At 73.0% G+C, this 23,755-nt stretch carries 20 protein-coding genes; 5 read left to right on the plus strand and 15 right to left on the minus strand.

Annotated features, from left to right (window positions below):
• Positions 1-23 precede the first annotated feature (23 nt).
• Together J4G33_RS14020 and J4G33_RS14025 are read right to left on the minus strand one after the other, a co-directional pair.
• Positions 24-1,205, minus strand: coding sequence for an RtcB family protein (locus J4G33_RS14020; protein ID WP_208056608.1), 1,182 nt, complete (start codon positions 1,203-1,205; stop codon positions 24-26).
• A gap of 115 nt (positions 1,206-1,320) precedes the next feature.
• Complete coding sequence (locus tag J4G33_RS14025; protein ID WP_208056609.1) at positions 1,321-3,537, minus strand: LLM class flavin-dependent oxidoreductase; 2,217 nt, start codon at positions 3,535-3,537, stop codon at positions 1,321-1,323.
• 100 nt (positions 3,538-3,637) lie between these two features.
• Here J4G33_RS14025 and J4G33_RS14030 point away from each other — a divergent pair, with 100 nt between their 5' ends.
• The gene (locus tag J4G33_RS14030) at positions 3,638-4,003 is read left to right on the plus strand and encodes a winged helix-turn-helix transcriptional regulator (RefSeq protein WP_243759108.1); all 366 of its coding nucleotides are present in this window, start codon (positions 3,638-3,640) and stop codon (positions 4,001-4,003) included.
• Between the two features lie 133 nt (positions 4,004-4,136).
• The gene (locus J4G33_RS14035; RefSeq protein ID WP_208056610.1) at positions 4,137-4,634 is read left to right on the plus strand and encodes a hypothetical protein; all 498 of its coding nucleotides are present in this window, start codon (positions 4,137-4,139) and stop codon (positions 4,632-4,634) included.
• A 38-nt stretch (positions 4,635-4,672) separates the two neighbouring features.
• Here J4G33_RS14035 and J4G33_RS14040 read toward each other — a convergent pair whose 3' ends face one another.
• From J4G33_RS14040 to J4G33_RS14080, 9 genes are all read right to left on the minus strand, one after another.
• The gene (locus J4G33_RS14040; protein WP_208056611.1) at positions 4,673-4,837 is read right to left on the minus strand and encodes a hypothetical protein; all 165 of its coding nucleotides are present in this window, start codon (positions 4,835-4,837) and stop codon (positions 4,673-4,675) included.
• 122 nt (positions 4,838-4,959) lie between these two features.
• Positions 4,960-5,592: a malonic semialdehyde reductase gene (locus J4G33_RS14045; protein ID WP_208056612.1), complete on the minus strand. Its 633-nt coding sequence runs from the start codon at positions 5,590-5,592 to the stop codon at positions 4,960-4,962.
• A complete protein-coding gene (locus tag J4G33_RS14050; protein ID WP_208056613.1) occupies positions 5,589-6,836 on the minus strand; it encodes an acyl-CoA dehydrogenase family protein in 1,248 nt (415 codons plus the stop codon). The genes J4G33_RS14045 and J4G33_RS14050 overlap by 4 nt, the downstream gene beginning before the upstream one ends.
• Before the next feature lie 29 nt (positions 6,837-6,865).
• Positions 6,866-7,783, minus strand: coding sequence for a carbohydrate ABC transporter permease (locus tag J4G33_RS14055; RefSeq protein ID WP_208056614.1), 918 nt, complete (start codon positions 7,781-7,783; stop codon positions 6,866-6,868).
• On the minus strand, positions 7,780-8,736 hold the full coding sequence (locus J4G33_RS14060; RefSeq protein ID WP_243759109.1) for a carbohydrate ABC transporter permease: 957 nt from the start codon (positions 8,734-8,736) through the stop codon (positions 7,780-7,782). Before J4G33_RS14060 ends, J4G33_RS14055 begins: the two co-directional genes overlap by 4 nt.
• Positions 8,726-10,126, minus strand: a complete 1,401-nt coding sequence (locus J4G33_RS14065; RefSeq protein ID WP_243759110.1) for an ABC transporter substrate-binding protein — start codon at positions 10,124-10,126, stop codon at positions 8,726-8,728. Before J4G33_RS14065 ends, J4G33_RS14060 begins: the two co-directional genes overlap by 11 nt.
• 50 nt (positions 10,127-10,176) lie before the next feature.
• Positions 10,177-11,403, minus strand: coding sequence for an acyl-CoA dehydrogenase family protein (locus tag J4G33_RS14070; RefSeq protein ID WP_208056615.1), 1,227 nt, complete (start codon positions 11,401-11,403; stop codon positions 10,177-10,179).
• Positions 11,400-12,830, minus strand: coding sequence for an LLM class flavin-dependent oxidoreductase (locus J4G33_RS14075; protein WP_208056616.1), 1,431 nt, complete (start codon positions 12,828-12,830; stop codon positions 11,400-11,402). The genes J4G33_RS14070 and J4G33_RS14075 overlap by 4 nt, the downstream gene beginning before the upstream one ends.
• Before the next feature lie 469 nt (positions 12,831-13,299).
• Positions 13,300-13,836, minus strand: a complete 537-nt coding sequence (locus tag J4G33_RS14080) for a UTRA domain-containing protein (RefSeq protein ID WP_208056617.1) — start codon at positions 13,834-13,836, stop codon at positions 13,300-13,302.
• A 128-nt stretch (positions 13,837-13,964) separates the two neighbouring features.
• On the opposite strand from J4G33_RS14080, the gene J4G33_RS14085 reads away from it, so the two are divergent.
• On the plus strand, positions 13,965-15,188 hold the full coding sequence (locus J4G33_RS14085; protein ID WP_307793910.1) for an MFS transporter: 1,224 nt from the start codon (positions 13,965-13,967) through the stop codon (positions 15,186-15,188).
• Here the strand turns inward: J4G33_RS14085 and J4G33_RS14090 are convergent.
• From J4G33_RS14090 to J4G33_RS14105, 4 genes are all read right to left on the minus strand, one after another.
• Complete coding sequence (locus J4G33_RS14090) at positions 15,185-16,174, minus strand: alpha/beta hydrolase (RefSeq protein ID WP_307793911.1); 990 nt, start codon at positions 16,172-16,174, stop codon at positions 15,185-15,187. The genes J4G33_RS14085 and J4G33_RS14090 overlap by 4 nt on opposite strands.
• Positions 16,171-17,616, minus strand: coding sequence for an MFS transporter (locus J4G33_RS14095; protein ID WP_208056619.1), 1,446 nt, complete (start codon positions 17,614-17,616; stop codon positions 16,171-16,173). The genes J4G33_RS14090 and J4G33_RS14095 overlap by 4 nt, the downstream gene beginning before the upstream one ends.
• Positions 17,617-17,707: 91 nt before the next feature.
• Complete coding sequence (locus J4G33_RS14100) at positions 17,708-18,697, minus strand: pirin family protein (protein ID WP_208056620.1); 990 nt, start codon at positions 18,695-18,697, stop codon at positions 17,708-17,710.
• 14 nt (positions 18,698-18,711) lie between these two features.
• Positions 18,712-20,733: a SpoIIE family protein phosphatase gene (locus tag J4G33_RS14105; protein WP_208056621.1), complete on the minus strand. Its 2,022-nt coding sequence runs from the start codon at positions 20,731-20,733 to the stop codon at positions 18,712-18,714.
• Between the two features lie 217 nt (positions 20,734-20,950).
• Between J4G33_RS14105 and J4G33_RS14110 the strand changes: the two genes are divergently transcribed.
• Positions 20,951-21,253: a GNAT family N-acetyltransferase gene (locus J4G33_RS14110; RefSeq protein WP_208056622.1), complete on the plus strand. Its 303-nt coding sequence runs from the start codon at positions 20,951-20,953 to the stop codon at positions 21,251-21,253.
• Between the two features lie 405 nt (positions 21,254-21,658).
• Positions 21,659-23,593 carry a glycoside hydrolase family 6 protein gene (locus J4G33_RS14115; protein WP_208056623.1) on the plus strand — a complete coding sequence of 645 codons (1,935 nt, stop codon included), beginning with the start codon at positions 21,659-21,661 and terminating at the stop codon, positions 23,591-23,593.
• Positions 23,594-23,755 lie beyond the last annotated feature (162 nt).

Genomic DNA, 23,755 nt, shown 5'->3' on the forward strand with positions numbered 1-23,755 from the left:
GCCGATGCGACGCGGACGACGCCTCAGTCGCCCTTGACGTTGACGATCTGGCGGAGCTCGTGCCGCACCCGGACGAGGTCAGCGGCGTCGGCCATCACGACGTCGATGTCCTTGTACGCCTGGGGGATCTCGTCGATGAAGGCGTCGGTCCGCCGGTACTCGATGCCGACCATCGCCTCCTCCAGCTGCTCGACCGTGAAGGTCCGGCGCGCCCGGGACCGGCTGTACTCACGGCCCGCACCGTGCGGCGCCGAGCAGAGCGAGTCCCGGTTGCCCTTGCCCTCGACGACGTACGACCGGGTACCCATCGAGCCAGGGATCAGGCCCATGACCCCTTCGTGAGCGTCGATCGCCCCCTTGCGGGACAACCAGACCTTCTCGCCGAAGTGCCTCTCCTGCTCGGTGTAGTTGTGGTGGCAGGAGATCTCCTCGCGGCGCTCGACGTCCTCCCCCATGAAGGAGGCTGCGGCGTCCACCACCCGGTCCATCATCTCGGCCCGGTTCTGCCGAGCGAACTCCTGGGCCCACCGCAGTGCGCGGACGTACGCCCAGAACTCGTCGGTACCCTCCACGAGGTACGCGAGGTCGAGGTCCTCGAGCCGGATGAAGTACCGCTCCATGAGCTCCCGGGCGACCCTGATGTGGTGCTGCGCGATCCTGTTGCCCACGCCCCGGGACCCGGAGTGCAGGAACAGCCACACCCGGTCCTGCTCGTCGAGGCTGACCTCGATGAAGTGGTTCCCTGACCCGAGCGATCCCAGCTGGAGCGCCCATCCGCCGACGAAGGACGCAGGGTCGGGCATCTCGAGCTGCTCAGCCAGGGTCGCGAGAGCACCGACCCGCTCCTCCGCTGACGGCGTGAGGGTCTGGTTGCGGCCACCAGCCGACAGGGGGATGCGCCGCTCGATCCCCTCACGCAGGTCCACCAGCGGCGCACCGGTGGCGGCGACGTCGTCCTTGGTCCACTGCGTCAGCACCGCGTCCATGCCGCACCCGATGTCGACGCCGACGGCCGCCGGGATGATCGCGCCCCGGGTGGGGATGACGGACCCGACCGTGGCCCCCTTGCCGAGGTGCGCGTCAGGCATCAGCGCCATGTGCGGGTAGATGAAGGGCATCTCGCTCGTCCGCAGCGCCTGCTCACGGGTCCCGTCCTCGAGGATGGACGCCCATGAGATCAACGACGCGGACAGGTGCCGGGTCATGACATTCCTCTCTTCCCTGGTGGTGTGCGCCGATCATGATGGCGCCTCGTAGGTCCACGACCCAGGGGTTTTCGAGGCCGCACCTCAGGACCACCTCGGGTGCCGCACCCCGCGCTCACGACTCGACGCCTGCGCCTTGTGGTGCGATGTAGAAGTTGTCGCGGAACAGGCCGGTGGGATCCCATGTCGCCTTCAGCTGGCGCAGACGGCTCAGGTGGGCGGGCGGGAATGCGCGGGAGAGGACGTCGGGGCCTGTGTCGGTCTCGAAGCTGAGATACATGCCTTCCAGGTGGGGGACGAGGTCGGCCCAGCGCTGCTCGATCTCACCCGTGCCACCGCCGAGCATCGCGATGAGGAAGTTCGCGTCCCGCCAGGCATATGCGGTGGCGTCGGCGGGCTGGTTCGCGACGGCGCCGCCCGCGGAACGGATGCTGAGGACGAACGGCGACCGGGAGGCGAGCAGTTCCGCCAACCCCTGCGACACGTCGCCGTCGAGATGGCGGGCCAGGCCCGCGTGACCGTGCGGTTCGCTGCGACCGTGCTGCTGCTCCCCGCCCGGAGGCAGCTGGAGCAGGGCCTCGTAGGGAACCATCTGCACCGACTGGTTCGCCATCGGCGCTAGCCCCGCGAACGGCTGCAACCGCTCCACGACGGTGTCGGGGTCGTGCTCGTCGACCACGATGAGCGCCTGCACGGCGGTGGGTGAGCAGGGACCCGTCGGGCTCATCATCAGCGTGCCCGTCACGGTCGGGTCGGAGTTCTCGATCGTCGTACCCCAGGCGGTGAGGAAGGAGGCGACGTCGTCGGGGACGAACACGAGCATCGCGAATCCGACCTGGTCGGCGACCGGGTGCGCGTCGAACTCGAACGAGACCGCGACACCGAGGTTGGCTCCGGCTCCGCGCACGGCCCAGAACAGGTCGCTGTTCTCGTCGGCGCTGGCGTGGACCAGCCCACCGTCGGCCGTGACCACGTCCACCGAGCGAAGGTGGTCGATGGTCAGGCCGTGCTCGCGGACGAACCAGCCGATCCCGGCTGTCGTCGCGAGCCCGCCGACGCCGACGCCGCCGTGGTCGCCGGCGGTGATCGCCAGCCCGTGCGGCGCGAGAGCCTGCGCGACCTCCCCCCACCTGGCGCCCGGGCCTACGCGTACTCGACCGCCTGCGCTGACGGTGATCTCGTCGAGGGCGTCCAGGGCGATCACGATGCCGTCGTCGTTCAGCGAACGACCGGACAGTCCGTGCCCTGCGCTGAACAGCCCCAGCGGGACGTCCCGGTGCCGGCCCGCGAACCGCACCGCCTCCTGCACCTCGTCCGTGGACTCCGGACGGATCACCAGACCCGGCCTGGCGCCCCGGAAGTAGCTGGACGTGTACCGGGCATATCCGCGATCTCCCGGGAGCAGGCCCCGCCTCGTGATCCGTTCCGGGAGAGGGGCGTCTCGGAACACCCGGGCCCCGGAGAGCGAAGGTGCGGAGGACCTGCCGCGGCGGGCCTTCTCGACGCGCTCCCGGATGCGCGGCGCGCTCTCCTGCGCGAACTTCCGGATCTCCTGGGGGTCGTCGGAACCCATGATGAACACGCTGATCCCGTGCTGGATCGCGAGCTCCGCCATGTCGTCCGCGTCGTGCTGCGGAGTCACGTTCATCAGCCGGGTGACATCCCGAGGCTCACGTCCGGCCTTCCGAGCAGACTCGTCGATGACTCGATTCCCTCGCTCGATGTCACCCGGCTTCAGCCATGGCAGGCTCGGCAGCCACCCGTCTCCCTTCCGGCCGAGGATCCGCTGCATGCGGGGCTTGTAGGCACCGACCCAGATCGGAATGCCATGCGCGGGTGCCGGACCCCGCGCCGCCCCGACCGCACGGTGGTGCTGTCCTTCCACGTGCAGGGGCGCCTGCGTGCTCGTGTCCCAGATGCCCCGGATGATGTCCAGCGCCTCATCCAGACCGCTCACCGCCTCCGCCGGCGTCAGCAACGGTGCGCCCATCGTCGCCATCGCATCGAAGTAGCCACCCGTGCCGATCCCCAGCTCGACCCGGCCATCGCTGAGACGATCGAGGCTCGCCAGCGCACGGGCGAGCACCGCCGGCTGCCGCAGCGGCAGGTTCAGCACGTTCCCCGACACGTGGATCGTGGACGTCCGGGCAGCGACCCACGCGATCAGGGTCCAGGTGTCCTGGAAGGCCGCCTGGTACGGGTGGTCCTGGAACGTCACCAGGTCCAGGCCCAGCTCTTCGCTGAGCATGGCCATGTCGACGGGATGCCGCGGTGACGCAGCGATCGGAGTCACGAAGCTGCCGAAGCGCAGCGGGTGGAGGTAGTCAGCCATGTCTCCACCCTCCGCGCACGCGACACCGTTGACAAAGCGTAGGTAACCTACTTACTTTCGGTGCGTGACAGGCGCCGAGAGGTCGAAGCAACCTCAGCCGTTGCGCATCGACGACGAGGAGTGCCGGCGTCTGGCGGCCGTGATGGAGATCGTCGGCAGACGCTGGTCCAGCGGCATCCTCCTTGCCCTCGGGACGGGTGCAGAGCGCTACTCCGAGATCGAGCGCCGCGTCCAAGGGCTCTCCGGGAGGATGCTCACCGTCCGGCTCCGCGAGCTCGACAACGCCGGACTCGTCGAACGCACGGTCGAACCCACCACCCCCGTCAGCGTCCGCTACCACCTGTCGCAGAGGGGGATGGAGCTACTGCGCTCGCTCCAACCGATGGCACAGTACGTTCGACGCTGGGAACCACCGGCAGACGAGGGCTCAGGGCCTCGCATCGACGCCAGCCCCCGCGGCCAGTGACCATCGTGATCCACCGTGGTGTGCGCCGATCATGATCGCGCCTCACGGATCCACGACCCAGGGGTTTCCGGGGAAGACTCGAAGCGACAGGGCAGCGCCTCGACAGTGACGGCGGGGTGCCGATCATGACCTAGTGCCGCGCCCCCGCAAGATCGCCCTGCTCGCCGTGCTGGTCGTGGGCGGAGGCCTCGTGGTCGCCGGGCCGCTGTCGCACGCCATCCATGAGTGGCGGGCCGAGCGGGCCTGGCCCCAGGACCGCGAGCGCGTTGTGGACGCCGCCGCCGCCGTGGCGCTCGGGGACGGGTACGCCCCCGTTCCCTGCGACGAGCTGTTCTCGGTCGACGGCGCGCGGTGCTGGACGACCGACCGCCGACCCGAGGACGCGCTCCCGGACCTGGTCGGCGCACTGACGAGCGTCGGCGCGACCGTGACGCCGACGTGGTGCCATCCCACCAGTCCAGACGGACCCGGCGCGTGCGACGTGGTAGCCACCTTCGCCGGGACCTATGCCTACCAGGGCATCAACGCGGGCGCCGCACGGGACATCGACCTGGAGGCGGAGGACATCGAGGGGCTGTGGCTGAGCACGACCACCGTGTTCGTCGTCCCGGTCTTCACGCCGCCGTCCTGACCGCACCGACGGGGACCCCGGGTAGGTCAGGTGTCCCGCTACAGGTCCGAGAGCGCCCGGCCCAGCATGCGGAACGGGACGAGGATCAGGCGTACGACGAAGCCGAGGAACTCCAGGAACCACATGAGCTCCCACCCGTTGCGCAGCCCTCGGCCCAGCCGACGCCAGAAGCCTCGTCTCGTGCCGTGCGCGGTCTCGCCCATCACGCCCCCCTTGGATGCCATCCTGCTGGTGGCTGAACGCTAGGGCACCGGCGACCGGTGCAGGCGGCTGTCGTGGTCCCCGCCCGCACGGACCCGCGCGAGACCACTCGGACGGCCTACGCTCACACGACCCGGGCGACGTCCTCGAAGTCGAGGCGGGCCTGGCGGTCGCGGGTCGCGGGCGTCGAGAAGCCCTCGTGGTCGGCCGGGGCAGCGCCGACGTTGAGCACCATGATCGAGCGCCAGGGCGAGCCGGCGAAGAGGTCGGCGTCGACCCCGGGGGCGTCGAAGCCGGTCATCGGCCCGACGTGCAGTCCCGCGGCGCGCAGGCCGACGACGAGGTAGCCGGCCTGGAGGAAGGTGTTGTCCCGCGAGGTCGCGGTGCGGGAGTCGGGGGCGTCGGCGAGCTGGTCGCGCAGGGCAGCCAGGTGCGGTGCGAGCCGCGGCAGGTGCTCGTGGAAGTCCAGGTCCGCCGCGAGCACGATGCTCAGCGGCGCACGGAGGGTCTTGGCCGCGTTGCTCCCGCTCATGTGGGAGGCGAGCCGCTCGCGGGCCTCGGTCGACCGCACCAGGAGCATGCGCATCGGCAGCGAGTTGAAGGCCGTCGGCCCCCACCGCACCAGCTCCCACACCTCGCGCACCTGCTCGTCGGAGACGTCCTCGTCGCTGAAGGTGTTGACGGTGCGGGCCTCGCGGAACACGAGGTCGAGGACCTCGTCCGAGACCACGGCGGACTGGCTCGTGTCGATGCTCATGACCGTTGCAACACCGCGGGGGCTGCCGTGTTCCCCGTCGTCACGGAGTCCGCCTCACCTCCGACGGGCTGCACCCCGATGCTCCACACCGTGGGCGGCGCCGCGCCGTTGACGGCCCAGTCCCCCACCACACGCGCCTTGTAGATGGCCGGGTTGTGGGTCGCGACCGTGCGGGCGTTGCGCCAGTGCCGGTCCAGGGCCTTGGTGGTGCTGGTCGCGGATGCCCCCAGCCCGTCGAAGATCGCCGTCGCCGCCCGAGGCACCGAGGCGCTGAGGACGACCTGCCCCTGGGCCGTGGCGAGCTCTGCCCCCTCGCTCGTGGCCCGCTGCTCCTCGAGCCCTGCCCCCCGGCTCGCGTAGGCGGCCTCGAGGGACCCCGCGACGTGCTGCACCAGGGCCTCGGCCGCGAAGCTGGTCGCCTCGATCTCCCCGACCACCTGGAGCACCTGGGGGTCCTGACGCACCCGGGGCCCGTTGCCGTGGCCGAAGGTCCGGGTCCGTGCCCGCACCTCGTCGGCTGCGTCCCGCGCCGCCGCCCGAGCGATGCCGGCCAAGGTGATGAGGTGCACGTGCTGGTAGAGGGCCGTCTGGTACGGGAACCGCCCGGCGAAGGGGAAGACGGCGTCCGGCTCGACGGGCGCCTGGTCGAAGACCGTCGTCCCGCTGCCGGTCAGACGCTGGCCGAAGCCGTCCCAGTCGTCGGTGGTGGTCACGCCGTCCGCCCCGGCCGCGACGATCAGCGCGAGGTCCGTGCCGTCGGCCCCGCGCGCGGTGACGTCTATCCAGTCGGCGTAGATCGACCCCGTCGTGTAGTACTTGCGCCCGGTGACCGTCAGCCCTGCCGGGCCGTCGTCGAGGGTGGTCGAGACGCCGCCGGCCCCGGGCTCGGTCCACGCGTTGCCCGCGATCTGCCCCGCGACGAACCGTGAGATCCACCGGCTGCGGTCCTGGCCCGGGTGGTGGAAGAGCTGGTCCTCGACCAGGGCGATGTGCCCGCGCAGGGCCTGGAGGATGTTGCTGTCCGCCGCAGCCAGGTCGACCAGCAGCCGGCTGTACTCGGGCCAGGTCAGGCCGTCGCCTCCCAGCTCGACCGGGATGCGAGCAGCGCCGAACCCGGCCTCCCGCAACCAGCCGATCTGCTCGTGGGGCAGGGCCCGGGTGCGCTCGGCCTCCACGGCTCGCTCGGCGATCTTGTCCAGGATCGGCCGGTACGTCGCTGCGGCGGCCTCGTAGGTGGTGGTCATGGCAGGTCCTTCCAGGGTGAGGGGCGCGGTCACTTCACGGCCCCGGCGGTGAGCCCCTCGACGAGGCGGCGCTGCAGGGTCAGGGCGATCACCAGCACGGGGAGGATGCCGACCATCGCGGCGGCGGCGATCTTCCCGTACTCGGCGACCCGTTCCCCGAGCAGCAGGGACAGGTGCACGGGCAGGGTCTGGGAGGCGGCGTCCTGGGTGAGGAAGCTCGCGAGGAGGAACTCGCTGTAGCCGAGCAGGGTGACGATCAGCCCGACGGCGACCAGCGAGGGCCCGGCCAGGGGAAGCACGATCGAGGTCAGCACCCGCAGCGGGCCCGCGCCGTCGAGCTGTGCGGCCTCGTCGATCTCCCCGGGGATCCGGTGCAGGAAGGCCTGCAGCAGCCACACCGCGACCGGCAGGTTCACCAGCCCGTACACCAGGGTCAGGCCGAGCAGGCTGTTGGTCAGCCCGAGGATGCGCAGCAGGGTCAGCAGCGGCACGACCGCGACGATGGGCGGCAGCAGCCACGGGCTCATCACCGTCGCGAGCAGGGTGCGCCCGCCGGTGCCCCGACGCGACAGGGCCCATGCCCCCGGCAGCGCGAGGGCCAGGGACAGCAGCGCCCCGCCCACGGCGGCGAGCACCGAGTTGAGCACGGCCTGGGTCAGGGTGGTGCCGACCACCGCGTCGCCCCAGTTCGACCACCGCAGGTCGCTCGGCACGAGCACCCCCGCGACCAGCTCGTTGCGCCCCATGAGGGACACCGAGAACAGGTAGAGCAGGGGCACGACGGCGAGCACCACCCCCAGGACCACCACGACGGGGGCCAGCAGCCGCGGACGACGGCGCCGCGCTCCGGTCCGCAGCACCGGTCGCGTCCGGACCGGGGGGCCGACGGCGGGGCGCGCGAGGACCGGGGGCGCCGGGGCCGGGCGCGTGGAGAGGGTGCTGGTCATCGTTCGACCTTTCGGGTCAGGAGGGCCACCGGCACGGTCACGACCGTCACCACGACGGCGAGCAGCAGCGTGATCACCGCGGCACGGTCGAGGTCGAACTGCTGCAGGGCCGCCTGGTGGATCAGGTAGGAGGGCACCGTGGTGGACTGGCCCGGCCCGCCGGCGGTCATGACCGCGACCAGGTCGTAGACCTTGAAGGCCAGCACCAGCCGGACGAAGAAGGCCGCGAGCACGACCCCCGCGACCGAGGGCAGCACCACGTGCCGGACCAGGCGCAGACCGTGCGCGCCGTCGAGGGCGGCGGCCTCGAGGACCTCGCGGTCCAGGCCGAGCAGCCCCGCGTAGACCAGGAGCATCACCAGCGGGGTCCACTGCCAGGTGTCGGCGATCGCGACCCCCAGCAGGGCAAGCCCCGGGGAGGACAGCACCGCGACGGCCTGCCCCTCGTAGCCCACGGCCCCCAGCAGGGTCGCGAGCAGCCCACCCGCAGGGTTGAACACGAGCCGCCACACGATGGCCACGACGACCGGTGGGGTCATCAGCGGCAGCAGGAGCAGCCCGCGCGCGAGCCCTCCCCCACGCCGCAGGCCTGACAGCGCGAGGGCCAGCACCACCCCGAGCACCGTGCTCAGGGCCGCGACCCCCACCGCGTACCCCGCTCCGCGGGCCAGCGCGTCGGTCACGTCGCTGCTCGCGACGACCTCCCGCGCGCTGGCCAGCCCGGCCCACTCCTGGAAGGGGTTGCCGAGGGTGGACTCGGTGAGGGAGGCCCCCACGATGAACACCAGCGGGTAGGCCCCGAGCACCAGGACGGTGAGGATCAGCGGGCTGACCATCAGCCGGTGCTGCCAGGTCTGGGCGCGGCGGCGCGGTCGTGGCACGCGCTGCCCGGCGGGGACCGGCCCGGAGACCGCCGGGCCGGCCGCCGGGCCGGTCGCCAGGTCAGTCGCCAAGGGTTCGCTCCCACTCGGCCTGGACCCGCTCCATCGTCTCCTGCGCGGTGCCGCCCTGGCCGGCGAGCAGCTTGGCGAGCTCGTCGGTGAGGATCTGGGCCAGCTGTGCCGCGTGCTCCCCGGTGGGCCAGGCCAGGCTGTCGGTCAGGGTCGCGCGGTTGGCCTCCTGCAGCTCGGGGAAGGCCGTGCCGTAGGACTCGCTCTCCAGGGAGGAGATGCGGTTGGGGTCGATGCCCGTGGGCGGCTCGGCCGTCAGCAGGGCCTCGTTGACCTCGGAGGAGGCCGCCCAGGCGATGAAGTCCTGCGCGAGCTCCGTCTCCTCGGTGTTGGCCGTGACGGTCCAGGTGAAGCCGGCGACCAGCGAGGCGCGTGACTCGGTCGCATCCCCGCCCACGGGCAGGGTGGTCACACCCCAGCCGTCCGCGACCGTCGAGCCGGACTCGGCGCTCTGGGAGACGACGCCGAGGTCGGTCCAGTTCTCGATGAAGGCCACCGAGCCGTCGAGCCAGGCGCTGTTGCCCTCGCCGAAGGCCGTCTCCCCCGGCGTCGGGAAGGCGTGCGGCCAGATGTCGACCAGGGCCTGCGCGGCGGCGACGGCCTCGGGGGTGTCGACCGACGGGGCGCCGCTCTCGTCGAGGAAGGAGCCGCCGTACCCGGCGAGCCGGTTGGCGTAGCTCGCCCCGAGGATCAGCGGGGACTTCTGCCCGAAGACCGCCGCGCCGTAGACGCCGTCCCCGGACTCGTTCTCGGTGATGGTCTCGACCTGATCGAGGTACTCGTCCCAGGTGGCCGGCGGGGCGTCGAAGCCGTTCCGGGACAGGATCTCGGTGTTGTAGAAGAGCACGTGGGTGTCCCCGTCGAAGGGCAGCCCGTACCGGCGGTCGCCCACCTGCGTGTACGCGTCGTAGATCGAGGGGATGAAGTCCTCGGTGTCGAGCTCGGGGGTCTCCTCGATCCAGTCGGTGAGGTCCTGGATGACGCCGTCGGCCGCGAGGTCGCCGATCGAGACGTACCAGGGTGCCGCGACGTCGATCGTGTTGGCCCCCGACTGCTGGTCGAGGGTGAGCTTCGCGGCGATCTCGTCGTAGGGGACGATCACCGGGTTGATGCGGACGCCGGTCTCCTCCTCGTAGGTCTCGGCCAACCACTCCGAGGCCCCCTCGTGCGAGGAGATGAGCAGGACGGTGAGCTCCTCGCCGCCGGCGGCGTCCGCGGCCCCTGCCGCGCAGGCTCCCAGCGGGAGGGTCACGGCCAGGGCGGCGAGGGCGCCGACGGTCGAGCGCCGGCCGGGCAGGCTGGTGGGCCGCCGGGTGAGGAGGGTGGTGGGCTTGTGGGCGGCTGACTTGTGGGCGGCTGACGTGTGGGCGGTGGGCTTGCGGGTGGCAGTCATGGTCGTCTTCCTGGTGGGTTCGGGGTGAGGGTGCGGCGCGGGGCCGGCACTCACGTGTAGAGCGAGATGGGCTGGACCTGGCCGAGCAGGAAGTGCGCTCCGACCTCGAGCTTCTTGTAGTCGACCGGGTCGTGGAGGGAGTGGGTGCGCACGTTGCGCCAGAAGAGGTCCAGGCCCACCCCGCTGCGGGCCGAGCTCGAGCCGGTCACCTCGTAGATGCGGTTCGCGACGTCGACCCCGACCTCGGTCGAGACGACCTTGAGCCCGGCGACCTTGATCGCGAGCGCGGCCCGCTGCTCGGCCGTGACCTGCCCGCCGAGCCCGAGGACGGCGTCGAACTCGGCGTTCAGGACGTCGGCGAGGGCCTCGACCGCTGCCGTCCGGGCCACGAGCTCGCCCACGGTGCGCTGGACGAGGTGGTCCTCGGCGTAGGTGGGTGCAGCGGAGAGGAACCAGGAGCGCGGGCGGGCCAGGACCAGCTCGCGACCGCGGGCCAGCGCCCCCTGGGCCACACCGAGGTAGAAGTTCCCGAAGGCCAGCTGGATGGCCGGGGTGACGAGGGTGGAGAAGGCATCCTCGTCCTCGATCTCACCGAGCACGTCGGCGGGGTCCACGCGCACGTCGTGGTAGCGCACCGACCCGCTGGCCGAGAGGCGCTGACCGAGGAAGTCCCAGTCGTCGAGGAGCTCGAGCCCCTCCCGCTCGCGCTCGACGACGAAGGCCAGCACGGCGCCGTCCTGGTCGCCGCCGCGCACGGTCGCGTTGATGATGATGACGTCACCGACCGAGGAGCCGGTCGAGAACCGCTTGAGCCCGTTGAGGCGGTAGCCGTCGCCGTCGGGGGTGAGCTCGAGGGTCGGGTCGACGGGGTTGACCGAGTCCCCCCAGACCCACTGCCCCTCGGCCGAGCGTCGCCACCACGGGCCCTGGTCGGCGGGCTCGGCGTAGAAGACGATCGTCGCCTGGTTGATGTAGTGGTAGGCGAGGAGCTGGGCGATGGACCCGTCGGTGCGGGCCAGGATGCGCACCGCCTCGAAGGCGGTCTGCCAGTGGGCTCCCGCGCCGCCGTGCTCGGCGGGGACCAGCAGGTTGACCAGCCCGGTGCCGCGCAGGTGCTCGAGCTCGGCGAAGGGCTGCTCGTTGGCGCGGTCCCGCTCCCAGGCGTCGGCGCCGAGGTGCTCGGCCGCGGCCTGGGCGACGGCGCGCCAGTGGTCCAGCTCGGTGGCGTCGGCCGCGCCGTGCCAGGGGGAACGCTCGACGACTGCGTGCTCGGTCATACCGTCTCCTTGGTCCGTGCCGGGACGACCTGCTCGTCCGCGGCGCTCAGCTGGCCGGCGTAGGCACCGCGGTACGCGGCGGCCGGGTGGGTGTCGGCGACGTGGTGGTGGCCCGCGCCGTAGAGGTACTCACGGAGGGTCGAGCCCTCGTACTCGCGCCACACGCGCCCGCGTCGCTGCAGCTCGGGGACGACGAGGTCGACGAACTCCTCGAAGGAGCCCGGGGTGATGGCGTACGCGAGGTTGATGCCGTCCAGGCCCGCGTCGTCGATCCACCGCTCGATCTCGTCCGCGACGGTGGTGGGGCTGCCCACCAGCACGGGCCCGATGCCACCCACCCCGACGTGCTGGGCGATGTCCAGCGGGGTCCACTCGCGGGTCGGGTCGGCCTTGGTGAAGATCGACAGGGCGGAGCGGGCCGCGTCGGTGTCCACGTACTTGAGGGGCTGCTCGGGGTCGAAGGAGGCCAGGTCCAGGCCGGACCACCCGCCGTAGAGGGCCAGGGCCCCCTCGGCGCTGCTGTAGGACCGGTACTCGGCGAGCTTGCGCTCGGCCGCCGCGTCGGAGTCCGCGACGATCGCCGTGAGCAGGGCGTAGATCTTGACCGAGTCCCGGCTGCGGCCGTGGCGCTCGGCGCGGTCACGGATGTCGTCGGTGGTGAGCCGGGTGAGGTCCGGACGCAGGGCGTTGATGAAGACCCCTTCACCGTGCTGCCCCGCGAAGTCCCGGCCGCGCGGCGAGGCGCCGGCCTGGAAGATCACCGGGGAGCGCTGGGGCGAGGGCTCGGACAGGTGGATGCCGGGCACCCGGAAGTGCTGGCCCTCGTGGCGGATGGGATGCACCTTGGTGGGGTCGGTGTAGATGCCCCGGGCCCGGTCCTTGACCACGGCGCCGTCCTCCCAGGAGCCCTCCCAGAGCTTGTAGGTGACGTCGAGGAACTCGTCGGCGAGGTCGTACCTGTCGTCGTGGCGGATCTGCCGGTCCAGGCCCAGGTTGCGGGCGGCGCTGTCGAGGTAGGAGGTCACGACGTTCCACCCGATGCGCCCGCCGGTCAGGTGGTCGAGGGTCGAGAGCTTGCGGGCGAAGGAGTACGGCTGCTCGTAGGTCAGGGCCGCGGTGACGGCGAAGCCGAGGTGCTCGGTGACCGCAGCCATGGCCGGGACCTGGAGGAACGGGTCGTTGAGCGGGATCTGAGCCCCGTCGATCAGGGCGGGGGCCGAGGAGTTGCGGTAGACGTCGTACACGCCCAGCACGTCGGCGATGAACAGGGCGTCGAACCGTCCGCGCTCGAGGGTCCGGGCCAGGTCGGTCCAGTACTCGAGGGTGTTGTACGTGTCGGCCCGGTTGTCGGGGTGGCGCCACAGGCCGGGGCTCTGGTGGGTGGGCGTGGTCATGTCGAAGGCGTTGAGGCTGATGCGCTTGGGCATGGTGCTCCTGCGGGAGGACGGCCGGGTGGCCGTGGCTGGCGGGACGGCGCGGGGCCGCGGGACGGGACGGCAGCGCACCCGGACGCACCGACCGCGCCGGAGGTGGTCCGGGCAGGGCTGGTGCGCACGGGACGGCGGGTGCCGGGGTGCGGGTCGACGACCTCGGGCCGTGAGGGCGGGAGGTGTCAGGGGCCGACGACGGAGGTCGGCTGGTCGCCGCTGCGCGATCGACGCGTCAGGGCGCGGAGCGTTCCGGGACTGGCTCGGTGGAGCGACTCAGCGGGTGAGCGGCTCGGGGGTGGTGCTGGTCAGTGACAGCACACCGAGGTCAGACCCGGCATGCACATTCGCGTACCGGCGACGTCGCGCGGTGCGTTGTGCTCTCGGTTCTGCCCCATGACGCCGACGATGACAGGCGTCCCTGCATGTGGGAAGACGCGTTCCACCTGGTGGACATCACGGGTGCTGCTCAGCGGTACCGCAGCACCCATCGGGCTCGGTCCGCACGGCAGCGACGGTGCACGCGCACCACGGGCCGCCCGTCCCGGTCGACGTTCACACCGTCCCGCACCAGCACCGGGTCACCGGTGGGGATCTGCAGCAGGCCGGCGTCCTCGGGGCAGGCCTGCGCGGCCGAGAAGGAGCGCCAGCCGTACTCGAGGCCCAGGTCGGCCCCCGCGGCCATGGCCCCCACCAGCGTCTGGCCCCGCTCCCACCCCTCGGCGAGGTCGGGGAAGTCGCGGTCCACGACCCAGTAGGTGCTGACCACCCAGGGTTCGTCGCCGATCTCGATCAGCGTCTCCAGGCGCCGCAGCCGAGCACGGGGCCGCTGGAGATCACGGCGGACCACCGGGGAGTCCTCGATCGAGGTGCCCAGGAGCCGCTCGATGTAGCTCCGGCCGCGCAGGGCCGCGGAGCGGGCGAGGATCTCGTCCACCGCGTCGACCCTGCCCTGGTCGAGCTCGACGTCCACGGGCCGACCCGTCGCATCGATGACCCCTCGCACCTTGTCGACTGTAGGTCGGCCCCGCCCGCCCGACGCGTCCCGGCGGGGCTGTGCGCCGAGTAGCCTCCCAACCGTCATCCCCTGGCCACCCCACGGTCGCCTGCCGCTCACCCAGAACCGAGGAGCACGTGGTCGAGCCCCCCGAGCAACGCCGCACCCTCGCCGTCCTCGTCCTGGCCCAGGTGCTCAGCGGGGCCGGTCTCGCGGCGGGCATCACCGTCGGCGCCCTGCTCGCCCAGGAGATGCTCGGGGCCACGAGCCTCGCCGGCCTGCCCGTCGCCCTGTTCACCCTCGGCTCGGCCGGCGCCGCGGTCGCCGTCGGGCGGGTCTCGCAGCGCGCCGGGCGTCGGGCCGGCCTGGCCCTCGGCTACGCCACCGGCGCCCTCGGCGCGGCGGGGGTGGTGCTCGCCGCCGCCCTCGACAGCGTGCCGCTGCTCTTCGCGGCCTTCGTCGTCTACGGCGCGGGGACCGCCACCAACCTCCAGGCCCGCTACGCCGGGGCAGACCTCGCCGCGCCGTCGCGCCGCGGCCGCGCCCTGAGCACCGTGCTCGTGGCGACCACCGCGGGCGCCGTCGTCGGGCCCAACCTCGTGACCGTGATGGGTGACGTGGCCCTCGGCTGGGGGATCCCCGCCCTCGCGGGGCCCTTCGTCCTGGCCGGGGCCGCCTACGCCGCCGCCGGACTGACCCTCGGGGTGCTCCTGCGACCCGACCCGCTGCTGCTGGCCCGGTCCCTGGCCGCGAGCGCGCAGGCCCGTGCCCACGCCGCCGGGACGACCACCCCCACCGAGGTGCCCGCGCGCCCGCGGGTGGTGGCCCTGGCCGGCTCGGTCATGGTCGTGACCCAGCTCGTGATGGTCGCGATCATGACGATGACCCCCATCCACATGCAGGCCCACGGGCACGACGTCGGGGCGACAGGCCTGGTCATCGCGATCCACGTGGGAGCCATGTACCTGCCGTCCCCGCTCGCGGGGTGGCTCGTGGACCGGGTCGGGGCTCGGGTGGTCGCAGGGCTCGCCGGGGTCACCCTGCTGGCCTCGGGGCTGGTCGCCGCGCTCACGCCGGTGCGGTCCCTGGTGGGGCTCGCGGCGGCCCTCGCCCTGCTGGGCCTCGGGTGGAGCCTGGGGCTGGTGAGCGGCACCGCGATGCTCGCCGACGAGCTGCCGCTCTCGACCCGCGCCCGCACCCAGGGGTCGGTGGACCTGACCATCGCGGTCGCGGGGGCCGGGGCGGGCATGGCCTCGGGGTTCGTCGTCGCCTCGACGAGCTTCGCGACGCTGTCCCTCGCAGGGGGTGTCCTCGCGCTCCTCCTGGTCCCCGTGGTCGCCTGGTCGGCGCGCCGCCCCTAGCCCGCGACCCCGCGAGCGCGCAGCCACTCCAGGACGGTGCTCAGGTAGGTGGTGCGGGCCTGCTCGGCCGACAGGCTCAGGTCGTGGATCCCGCCCTCGACCGGGACCACGACGACGTCCACTCCCAACCGGGGGGCGAGACGCCACATGTGGTGCACGTCGAGCACGGTCTCCTGGCTGTCCAGGTGCGGGTTGTCCAGGCTGTTGGGACCGTTCTGCGCCGCGGTGCAGACCAGGACCGGCACGCCCAGGCCCAGGCCGCGTGCGATGCGGGCCTGCCCGCGGCGGACCGCGAGCAGCCAGTCGGCGCGAGCGGGGAACCCACCCGGGGGCTTGAGCTCGAGGTCGTACTCCCAGCGCCCGCCGTGCGCGACGTGCAGGTGCTGGGAGTACGCGGAGACCGCGCCGTCCCCGACCACACGCTGCGGCGTGAGCCTGCCGACCACACCGAGGGAGAGCCTGGTGCGCAGACGTCGCCACCCGTCGCCGTTGAGGTCGAGCCACGGGCTGTTGAGCACGAGGGCGTCCGGCCCCGCGGCACCAGGACGCGCCGCTGCCCACAGGCTCGCGACCAGCCCACCCGTCGAGTGGCCCACCACCACGACCTGCCGGTGGCCCAGGGCGCGGACCGCCGACGTCGCGGCGTCGAGGTCGGCGTCGTACTCGCTCAGGTCGGTCGTGTGGTGCGGGAGCTGGTCGGGGCGCCGGGACCGTCCGCACCGGCGCAGGTCCAGGCCGTAGAAGGCCAGCCCCTGCGCCGCGCACCACGCGGCCACGTGGTCCTGGAAGACGTAGTCGTTGTACCCGTGCACGTGCAGCAGGGCGGGGGCCGCGGGGTCCGCCAGGACCCGTGCCGGGCGCAGCAGGGTGGCCGCCACGGGGCCGCCCGCGTCGTGGCCCACGGGCAGCCTCAGCCTCTCCCACCCGGCGACGAGGGCGTCCTCCTCCCAACCGCCGACCAGGTCCTCGACCTGGGAGGTGGTCACCGGGCGCCGTCCCCGGTCGCGTCCGCTGCCTCGTCCCCGACCGCCTCGAGGTCCCGCGCCGCGACGCGCTCGACCCGCACCGGCAGCAGGAGGACCAGCCCCAGGGCGAGCACGACCATGATCCCGAGCACCCCCCAGTGCTGGGCCCCGGCGATCGCGATCGAGGTCGAGAAGGCCAGGGGGGCCAGGAAGCTCGCGGCGCGACCGGTGGTCGCGTACAGGCCGAACATCTCCCCCTCCCGCCCGGGCGGGACCACGCGGGCCAGCAGGGACCGGCTCGCGGACTGCGCGGGACCGACGAACACGCACAGCAGCAGACCGAAGACCCAGAAGGCGGTCTGACCCGCGTCGTGCAGCAGGAAGACCGCCGTACCGGCCACGAGCAGGCCGATCAGGCTCGCGACGATCACGGCCTTGGGGCCTACGCGGTCGTCCAGGAACCCGCAGCCGATCGTCGCCACCCCCGCGACCACGTTCGCCGCGATGGCGAAGACGACGACCTCGCCGGCGCTGAACCCGAAGGTCACCGAGGCGATCACCGCCCCGAAGGTGAAGACCCCGGCCAGGCCGTCACGGTAGACGGCGCTCGCGACGAGGAAGGCCAGCAGCGACCGTCCGTGGCGCCACAGGCCGCGCAGGTCACGACCGAGGATCCGGTACGACTCGAGGACCCCGGTGCGTGGGCCCGCGGGGCCGGTCTGCGGTGCCTCGGGGACCACCACGAGCACGGGGATCGCGAAGAGCCCGAACCACAGGGCCGCGACCAGCACCGAGATGCGGATGTCCATCCCGTCCTCACCGGTGACCCCGAACCAGCCGACCTCAGGGTTGATGAAGCCCACGAACAGGATGAGCAGCAGGGCGATGCCCCCGAGGTAGCCCGCCCCCCAGCCGATCCCGCTGATCCGGCCCATCGCCTCACGCGAGGAGATCTGCCGCAGCATCGCGTTGTAGTTGACGTTGGCGAGCTCGAAGGCGATGTTGCCCAGCCCCAGCAGGGTGATCCCCAGCAGCAGGTTGAAGGTCGACGAGTCCGGGTCCGGCCGCACGAGGACCATCGCTGCGCTGAGCGCGACGGTGACCGCGGTGTGGATGCCGAGCCAGAGCCTGCGACGCCCCGCCCCGTCGGCCCGGGCGCCGAGCACGGGGGCCACGACGGCGATGACCAGGCCCGCGAGCGCGAGGCCCCAGCCGAGCCAGGTCGAGTGCTGGGCGAGGGCCGCGTCCAGCTGCGCGGTCGCTGGACCGCCCGCCTCGCCCTCGGCCGCCGCGGCCGCCACGACCGACGGGGTCACGAAGTCGCTGCTGGTGATCCAGCGGGTGAAGACGAAGGTCGTGATGACCGCGTTGAACGCGGCCGACCCCCAGTCCCACAGCGCCCAGGCGCCCACCTGGCCTCGGTGGATCCGGGGGGCGCTCGGTGCTTCCGTGGTCGCGGTCACGCGGGAAGCGTACGGCCGGCGGGCCGCGCGTCAGCCCGCTGACGGGACGGGGGACGGGGATGGTCAGGCACTGTTCACCCCCGCGACACGCTCAGCGGCGGGGCAGCAGCCGCTGGTGCGGCAGGGCCGGGGCGGGCAGGGGGTCGCCCGGGTAGTCCTGGACGACGCCGAAACGACGGGCCGGCTCGCCCGGGTGCTCGCCGTCGTCGGCGCCGATCTCGGCCTGCCAGCGCGCCCGCGCCGCGACGACCTCCTCGTGGTCGCGGCCGATGAAGTTCCACCACATGACGATCTTCTCGCCCAGCGGCTCGCCACCCAGCAGCACCACGCGCACGGGCTCAGGGCCCACCGACCGCAGGGTCAGGCTGGTGGCGCCCGGCGGGTGGTAGACCAGGGCGCTGCGCTCGCCGCGCACCCCCTCGAGCTCGGCAGTCCCCGCGTCGACCAGCACGCCGTGCTCGAAGGTCGGGTCGACGTCGAGGCGGACCTGCTCCCCCGCGGGCAGGGTGAGCTCGGCCCCCAGCAGGGGCGAGAAGGTCGGCACGGGAGAGGACGCCCCCGCGAGGCTCCCGAGGAACACCCGGGCCTGCGCGGGACCGAGCTGCGTGACCGGCGGCACGTGGTGGGTGAAGGCCGGCGGCACGTCCCGGTGCTGCTCGGGCAGCACGACCCACAGCTGGACCCCGTGCAGCACCGAGGTCGCGGGGGTCGAGTCCTCCGAGTGGCTGATGCCGTGGCCGGCGGTCATGAGGTTGAGCTCTCCGGGCCGGACCATCGACCGGGTGCCCAGGCTGTCGCGGTGCTCGATCTCGCCGGTGAACAACCAGCTCACGGTCTGCAGGCCGGTGTGCGGGTGGGGCGGGACGCGCATGCCGCCGGTCACCTCGACGTCGTCGGGCCCGTAGTGGTCGGCGAAGCACCACGCACCGATGAAGGAGCGACGGCGCTGCGGCAGGGTGCGGCGCACGGTCATCGCACGGATCCCGCCGAGCGGGACCTCCCGTGCCTCGAGGACCTCGGCGACCGGGGCGGTGCCGTCCTCGCACACCACCTCGGGGGGTGCGGTCTCGAGGTTCGTCATGATGCCTCCCGGGGTCAGGCCGACCGGCGGACCGCGACGACGGTGAGGTCGTCGGGCAGCTCTCCGCCCAGTGCGGCCACCGCCAGGATCCCATCCACCGCGTCCTGCGCGGTAGCGGCGCCGCGCAGCACGGTGTCGAGCCGGCCCAGGTCCTCGATCGAGCCACCCATGGCGTCGAGCACCCCGTCGCTGAAGGTGACCAGCAGCGCGCCGGGCTCGAGCTGGTCCACCGCGACCTCGCGGGGCTCGTCGAGCCTGATGCCCAGGGGCAGCCCCGTCGAGGTCAGACGGCGCACCCCGCCGTCGGCCGCGCGCACCAGGGTCAGTCCGTGGCCCGCGTCGGCGTAGCTGAGGGCCCCGGTGGGCAGGTCGATCGCCAGGTGCATCGCGGTGACGAAGGCCCCCGCCTGGGCGAGGTCCTCGTGCAGGGCGCGCTCGGCGACGGCCAGCGAGGCTGCGACGTCGCCCGTCCCGGCCACCCCGCGGATCGCCGTGCGGCAGGCGGCCGCGAGGATCGCCGCCCCCATGCCCTTGCCCATGACGTCCGCCAGGGTCACCACCAGCCCGTCCGCGGTCACGCGCCAGTCGTAGAAGTCCCCGCCCACGGTGCGGGCCGGGACGAACCCCGAGGCCACCTCGTACCCCGGGACCACCGGGGCGTGGGCCGGGAGCAGGCTGGCCTGGACGTAGGCCGCCCGCTCGAGCTCCTCGCGCTCGAGGGTCACGTCCCGCATCACGGTGACGGCGCCGCGCTGGCTGGGCAGGACGGTCGAGCTGAACCGCAGCACCCGGGCGAGGTCCTCCCCCGAGTGCTGGACGAGCAGGTCCGTCTCGCGCACCGGGTTCCCCGCGAGGGCCATCCGGGAGGGCAGCAGACCCTCGTCCAGGACGGTGCCGTCGAGCCGGCGCAACCCGTAGAAGCTGCTCGACCCCACCCTGTCGGCCGGGTCACGGCCCGCGCCGAGGAGGCGCCGGGCCGCGGGGTTGCGCAGCAGGGTCTCGCCCTCGGCGTCGACCACGCTGACCCCCTCGCTCATGGTGTCGACGATGGTCAGCAGCAGGACCGCCTGGGACTCGGCGTCCCGGCGCGCAGCATTGAGGTCCTCCACCAGGCGGTTCCGCTCGTCCCGGGCCAGGGCCAGGGCCAACCCGATGACCGCGACCATCGCCACGTAGGCCTGGGCCACGACCACCTGGGTGATCCGGTCCCCGATCGAGGCGAAGGGGCCCATGCCGGCGACGGTGAAGGCGATGGCGGTGACCCCCATGACCGTGTCGTGCAGGACGACGAAGCGGGTCCGCAGCCTGGCGCCGGCCCAGATCGTCAAGGTGATCAGCGGGAAGGCCAGCGGAAGATCCTGCAGGGCCACGAACCACACGGCGTACATCACGGGGGCCAGCACGATGGCCGCGAGGTACTCCCCCGTGCCCGCAGCGGTCACGGCCTGGTCCTGCCACCGGACCCGGACCCCCGCACGACGGCGCTCCTCGATCCACGAGCCGACGACCAGGCCGAGCGGGACGATGACGAGGATGCTCACGGTGTTGCGCATGAACCAGAGCACCGCGACCTGCCAGGACCAGGCACCACCGTCCAGGACCGTGGCCCCCGCGGCGGGCAGCACCGAGACCAGGGAGCTCGCCCCCGTCGCGGCGAGGAACAACCAGAGCTCGTCGACCTTGCGCAGCATCTGCCGGCCACCGCCGGCCCACACCCGCGGGCACCAGCGGCGCAGCAGCCAACAGAACACCCCCACCTGGGTCAGGGTGGCACCGACGAGCACGAACGTCTGGGCGTGGTTGGAGCCGCTGAGCGCGAGGACGAGCGCGGTGGCGCAGGTGAGCACGAGGGCGTCGACCCACCAGCGCTGGGCCGCCGCACGGACCACGAACCACAGGGCGGCGACGCCCGCGGCAGGGGTCGCGAGGCTCACGCCGCTGTCGCCGATGACCAGGGCCTCGCGGCCCACCGAGACGGCGATCACGTACGCGAGGGTGAAGACGGCGGTCACACCGAACGCGCGTCGTCGTGCCATGGGGGGTGCACCAGCTCCCGCAGGCTGGGTGCCGTGCCTCCTGCTCGAACCCAGGGACTCAGGCCCGCGGGGCACCGTCGCGTCCTGCGACGGCTCAGCTCCACGAACCGGATCTCACTACCTATCGGCACGTTACGCGCCGAGGTGAAGGCTTCGGCCCCGACTAGGCTGGTGGCGGCGCATCCCCCCGTGGGCGATCAGAGGCGGTCGAGACAGCATGGTCGAGACGTACCCGGCAGAGCCGGTCGTGACGCGTGACGAGCACCGGTCGCGGTACATCCTCCGGCTGGGCGAGGAGGCCGCCGGCTACGCGCAGTTCCGCGAGGAGGACGGCCGGGCGGTGTTCTTCCACACCGAGGTCCGCCACGCCTACGACGGGCACGGGCTCGGCACCACCCTGGTGCGCAAGGCCCTCGAGGACGTGCGGGGGCGCGGGCTGCGGATCGTGCCGCAGTGCCCCTTCGTCGCGGCCTTCCTGCGTCGGCACCACGAGTTCGACGACCTGGTCGACCCGGTCTGAGGTCTCATCGGCAGGGCTCCGCGGGGAGAGGGCCGGCTGACGTCGGCACGGCGTCACCGAGAGGTCATCGACCCGCCGCGTGTCGGTCGTCCCCCCGTCACCCCTCACTGCCTACCGTGGTCGCTGAAGGCCCCTCGGAGTAAGCGTCCGAGGGGCCTCGACTCGTCCAGGCCGAGCCGGCCGCCGCCTCACCGGTCGCCCACAGGCCCGTCCACAGGCTGGGGGCCCAGGATGCGCCGCATCCCCAGCCCTGTGGACCGAGGCTGTGGACGACGCGCCGCAGCCCGCCGCGCTGCGCCCACTCCTCGCAGCTCGATCCTTCACAAGTGCTGACCCACGGTCGAAGTCACTGTGACAGGGGGCCGTCGTCGAGCTCCCCGGCCCCCCGTCCCGCTGGAGCACCCCATGCCGTCCCCGACCCGTCCCTGGCTCATCCGCACCGTCCTGGCCCTCCTCGTCACGACCGCCGTGGGCATCTCGACCAGTGCCGCCGTCCTCGTCCCGCTGCCGACCGGCACCGAGGTCACCGTGCTCACCGACCGCCTGCTCAGCGGGCAGACCCTCGGCCCCGGCGAGCACCGCGACATCGGCACCCACCGTCTGGTGGTCCAGCTCGACGGCGACGTCCGGCTCCTCGAGGGAGCGGCGACGCGGTGGAGCACGGGCACAGCAGGCCATCCCGGCGCCCGGCTCGTCATGCAGGGGCACGGAGCCCTCGAGGTGCTCTCCACCGAGGACGTCGTGCTGTGGTCCACCCGCGTCAGCTCCCCCGGCGCCCGCCTGGTGGTCAAGCCCGACGGGTACCTCTACGGCATCTCCGTCGCGCACACCGTCATCTGGTCGACCCAGGCCAAGCACGACGTCGGGGAGGTCGCACCGACCGACCGCATCGCCTCGGGCGGGATGCTCGTGTCCGGCGGTGCCATCAGCACCGCCGACGGGTCCCACGAGCTCCGCATGCAGCCCGACGGCGACCTCGTCCTCTGGGCCGGCGCGCGGGCCGTGTGGCGCTCAGGCACCCGTGACAACCCTGGCGCCGCCCTGCACCTCGAGACCACCGGCGAGCTGCGGATCGTGGCCCCCGGCGGTGCCACCCTCTGGTCGAACGGCATCAGCTCCCCCGGGGCCCGCCTGGTCATCAAGGGCGACGGCCGCATCTACGAGATCGACCGAGCAGGCGCATCGGTCTGGTCGACCACCACGGGCGGGGGCACCACCAAGCCCGTCGTCGTCCCGGGCGTGACCCCGGCCCCCGAGCCGACAGCGCCCCCGGCACCGACACCGACACCGAGCCCCTCGGCCTCGTCGGGGGCCGGGAGGGGGACGGGGGAGGTGCCGATCGCGGTCAACCCCGGGCTCCCCCGCTCGGCCGGCGGGCTCCCCGCGACCAGCACCGACAGCCCCCGCCGACCCCCCGGTCAGGGCGTCCCGACCTCCCCGGCGCGGAGCTTCCTCGCCACCAGGGCCCCCTACGTCAGCCCCACCACCCCGGCCGCGGTCGGGGCGGCGACCGCCCGGAACCAGGGCCGCACGGCCGACGCAGCCCTCCTCGACCGGGCCGCCGCGGGGGGCGCGGCCCGCTGGCTCACCCCCGTCGACCAGACCGCGACGGTGGCCCGGACCGTGCGCGAGTACGCGGCCGAGGCTGCTGCCGCAGGGCGCACCCCCGTGTTCGTGACCTACGCGATCCCCGACCGGGACTGCGGCAACCAGTCAGCCGGCGGGCTCACCCCGGCCCAGTACACGGCGTGGACCCAGGCCGTGGCCGAGGGCCTGGCCGGCACCCGCGCCGTCGTCGTCGTCGAGCCCGACGCGCTGCTGCACGTCTACCGCTGCGGGAGCAGCGACGCCCGGTTCGCCCAGATCCGCGACTCGGCACGGGCCTACACGGCCGCCGGGGCCGAGGTGTACCTCGACGCGGGCAGCAGCAACAGCTTCAACTGGGGCCCGGCCACCCGCGCCGACATCGCCTCACGCCTCGAGCGCGCCGGGATCCGCGAGGTCGCCGGGTTCGCGACCAACGTGTCGAACTTCCAGACCACCGCCGACGAGCGGGCCTACGGCGACGCGCTCTCCCCCCTGGTGGGCGGCGCCCGCTACGTGATCGACACCTCCCGCAACGGTCAGGGCGGACTGCGCGACGCCAACGGCGCGGTGTGGTGCAACCCACCCGGCCGCGGCCTGGGCACCCGCCCGGCCTACGTCGGCTCGGGGGCGCACGTCGCGAACCTGTGGATCAAGACCGTGGGGCTCTCCGACGGCCAGTGCAACGGCGGGCCGCCCGCCGGCCGGTTCTGGGAGGAGTACGCCCTCGGTCTCGCCCTGCGCTCGGCGAGCTAGGCCGTCCCGCTCCGCCAGCCCCCGCTCCTCGCCCCGCCCCGCAGTCCTCGCCCAACCCCGCAGTCCTCGCCCCGCCCGCTCCCTGCCCCGGCTCCGGCTCCCGGTCCCGCCCCCGCTCCGCGCGATTGGGGTCGATCGGGGTCACTATCTGACCCCGATCGA

The sequence above is a fragment of the Actinotalea soli genome (assembly GCF_017565425.1).
Taxonomy (GTDB): Bacteria; Actinomycetota; Actinomycetes; order Actinomycetales; family Cellulomonadaceae; genus Actinotalea; species Actinotalea soli.